This window comes from Rhodococcus sp. CX (genome assembly GCF_015865005.1).
Classification (GTDB): domain Bacteria; phylum Actinomycetota; class Actinomycetes; order Mycobacteriales; family Mycobacteriaceae; genus Rhodococcus.
In genome coordinates this window covers 111,767-114,715 of record NZ_JADZGH010000099.1, presented here as the reverse complement: position 1 = coordinate 114,715, position 2,949 = coordinate 111,767, and the positions used below count along the sequence as shown (strand labels likewise).

Annotated in this window: 3 protein-coding genes; all 3 read right to left on the bottom strand. The window is 63.4% G+C overall.

Translation table 11 applies throughout. The annotated features are described in order from the left end of the window. A partial coding sequence (locus tag I0Q12_RS10985; protein WP_197251948.1) for a CotH kinase family protein occupies nt 1-1,148 on the bottom strand: 1,148 nt, incomplete at its 3' end. Further along, the gene (locus tag I0Q12_RS10980) at nt 1,148-1,825 is read right to left on the bottom strand and encodes a DUF4956 domain-containing protein (RefSeq protein WP_197251947.1); all 678 of its coding nucleotides are present in this window, start codon (nt 1,823-1,825) and stop codon (nt 1,148-1,150) included. The genes I0Q12_RS10985 and I0Q12_RS10980, both read right to left, overlap by 1 nt. 54 nt (nt 1,826-1,879) lie before the next feature. Then, nucleotides 1,880-2,797 (bottom strand): polyphosphate polymerase domain-containing protein, encoded by a 918-nt coding sequence (locus I0Q12_RS10975; protein WP_197251946.1) that lies wholly within the window; start codon nt 2,795-2,797, stop codon nt 1,880-1,882. Nucleotides 2,798-2,949 lie beyond the last annotated feature (152 nt).

The window sequence follows — 2,949 nt, the reverse complement described above, 5'->3', positions numbered from 1 at the left end:
CCCTGCATCGCCAGGTTCAGATCCCAGGAGACGACGGTGAACTTCTCGGTGCCCAGGTCGTACCAGAGGTAGTAGTTCTGGCCGGGTCCGGCCATGTCGTCACCGTTGACGAGGAGGTTCTGCGTCGCGACGTAGCGGGCGAAGGATTCGACGTCGACCCAGTCGCCGAGGTGCGCGTCGAACTCCTCGTCGCTCGCCGCGTCCATCCACTTCAGGAAATTCACGATCGGCTGGAGGTTGCCGCTGCCGACGGCGTTGATCTGTTTGAACCGATCGGCGTAGGACGACTGGTCGTCGTCGACGTACTCGAAACGTGAACTGGCGTCCGCCTTGTACAGATAGCCGTTGCCGTCGAACAGCGAGTTGGCGTAGCCGTCGTCGGGATGCTCGAGGAGCAGTCGTGTCGTGGTGGCACTGTCGTTGATCGAGTACACCGTGTACGCGTACCGCTGCGTCGGCTGGCCGGTCTCCGCGGTGAGCGACAACGCCATCGCCTCGTTCAGCACCGGCGTGCCCGGCCGCACCGACAACTCGGTCATGCCCTGATAGGCGCGGCCCGAGACGTTCTCGTCGAAGCTGATGAGCAGCGGCAGCGACGTCGGATCGTCCTCCGACGCCGAGGACATCATGCCGCCCATCCTTCCGGGATCGAAGTCCTCGGGGAATTCGAATCCTTCGGGCAGTTCCATACCTTCCGGTGGCCGGAAGCCCGAACCACCGGGCCTGGCGTCGTCGCCGCGCACACCCATCAGAGTCGAGTTGCCCTTGAGCCGGACGGACACGTCGTCGACGAACGTGCCGTCGATGGTGAGGTCGGCGGTCACCCACTTCTTGTCGCCGGTCTTCTGGAAAGTGGTGATCATGTCCCGATATTCGGCATCGGTGATCTCCAGCGACACCTCGTGCTGCACGGAACTGTCGAACAGGTCGACGGTGCCGGCGATGTTCTCGGTGATCTCCGAGGCGATAACCGTTGCGTCCCCGACGATGTAGGGGCGGATCCGGGCACCTCCGAACACGGTCGCCATGATCGTGGCGAACGCGACGAACACCACCAGCAGCTTCCAGTGCTGCCGCAGCGATGTCGGGATCCGATGTACGAGCCGACGCCGCGGACCGGGCTCGCCGGCGGGGTTCGTCCCGCTCATCAGATGTCCGTCTGGTCGTATCCGGTCAGGACGGTGACGCGCTGGCCGGTGTTGACCGCGCTCAGTGCCGCGATCAGCTCGGACGACTTCTTGCCCTTACGCAACTGCGCCGTGTAGTACAGCTCGTGGAGCGCTCCCGCACGGACGGATTCGGTGGAGACCAGCTCGAATTCCGTGCAGAACTCGATGAGAACGTCCTGGACGAGCGCTTCGAACCCCGGCTCCGGCGGCACCTGGACCTTCACGACCTGACGCTGCACGTCGAGCTTGAACCAGTTGAACTTGTTCATGATCAGCAGCACGAGGCAGATCGCGACGGTCGCGGCCACCGCGAGGATGTAGAAGCGGGTGCCGGTGGTCATGCCGATCGCCATCACGAGGAAGATGAACCCGACGTCACGAGTTTCTTTGATGGCGTTGCGGAATCGCACGACCGACAGCGCGCCGACGAGCGCGAACGCCCGGGCGATGTTGGAGCCGACCACGAGCATGATCAGCGAGATGATCATGCCGACCATCACGAGGGTCTGCACGTAGGACTGGCTGTAGGAGACGTTCTTGTGCGTGTATCGGTAGACCCAGCCGATGACGGCGGACAGCACGAACGACAACGACAGCGACACGATGATGTCGAATGTCGAAAACGTCCCGCTGAGGTCCTGAAGATCGAAATTCATGGTTGTCCTGGTGTCCGAATGGTTGGAAATCTATGAAAAATGCTGCGTGCGTGGTCAACCCACGACCGGAGCGGGTTCGCCGAAGAGATCCGGCGGGACGGGCTCGTCGAACCCGTCGGGCAGGATCGGTTCGGGTGCGCCGGTGATCGAGCGCGGTGCCAACCCGAACGCCTGCACCGACTGGCAGTACTTCGAGATCCGGATGACCGACATGTTCAGTCGCGCGGTCAGATCCGTCGCCCAGTACGGAACCCGTTCGTTCGCCTTGAGTTCCACGATCGCCGGCTTCGGCGGGATGATGAAGCGGTTCTCGGCGCCGGATGCGAAATAGAAGTCGCGGTCGCGGCCGTGCACCTTGTGATCGATCGTCACCCGCAGGCCCAGATCGGCTTCGCGGCCGACGAACGCCTCCCGCAGGTAGCCGGTAGTGACGACCGGCCGCAGATCGAGATTGCCGATCAGGGTGGTCACCTCGTTCACGAACGGTCGCTGCGACGGATCGCACTCGATCTCCTTGCGGCCGTCCAGCCAACGCCGCGCCTGCCCGTAGGGCAGCGCGATCCGCCGCTTCTGGGTCACGCGGTTGACGCGCTGCTTGATCTCGATCTGCACCGAGGTGTCGTCGGTGCAGTCCGCCGGATTGCCGTACAGCCGTATCCGGAGCTTGCGCCGGAACTTCAGGCCCTCGATCTTCTCCCAGTAGAAGCGCAGATCCGCGGTGTCGTAGTACAGCGACGTCACCGGATATCCACCGTGCGGCGAGAACGGATCGGCGTCCATGCGGGCGGCGAGCTCGGCCCGCAGCTCCGGGACCTTCATCTCGTCGACGAGGTACTTGATCTCGTACCGGTTGAAGGCGTGCAGCTTGCTCGCCGTCTGCTGATAGCCGACGGGACCGGCCGGAACGTCCTCGACCGATTCGGTTGGATCATCCGACGAGGATCGCTTCCGGAATCGATCGATGAGGCTCATGGCGGCGGCAGCTCCCGGCTGATCGGTTGCGAACGGGTGAACGCTCCGAGTACACCCGACGACGTTTCCGGGAAGCTGGAAGGAAGCTGGCAATCGCCTGTGAGTCGATCTTGCCGATCAGCCGACGATCACGACCTCGAGATTGCGCGGAC

Coding starts and splice junctions, on each gene's coding strand:
- I0Q12_RS10975 (WP_197251946.1), bottom strand. CDS start 2,797: ATGAGCCTCATCGATCGATTCCGGAAGCGATCCTCGTCGGATGATCCA.
- I0Q12_RS10980 (WP_197251947.1), bottom strand. CDS start 1,825: ATGAATTTCGATCTTCAGGACCTCAGCGGGACGTTTTCGACATTCGAC.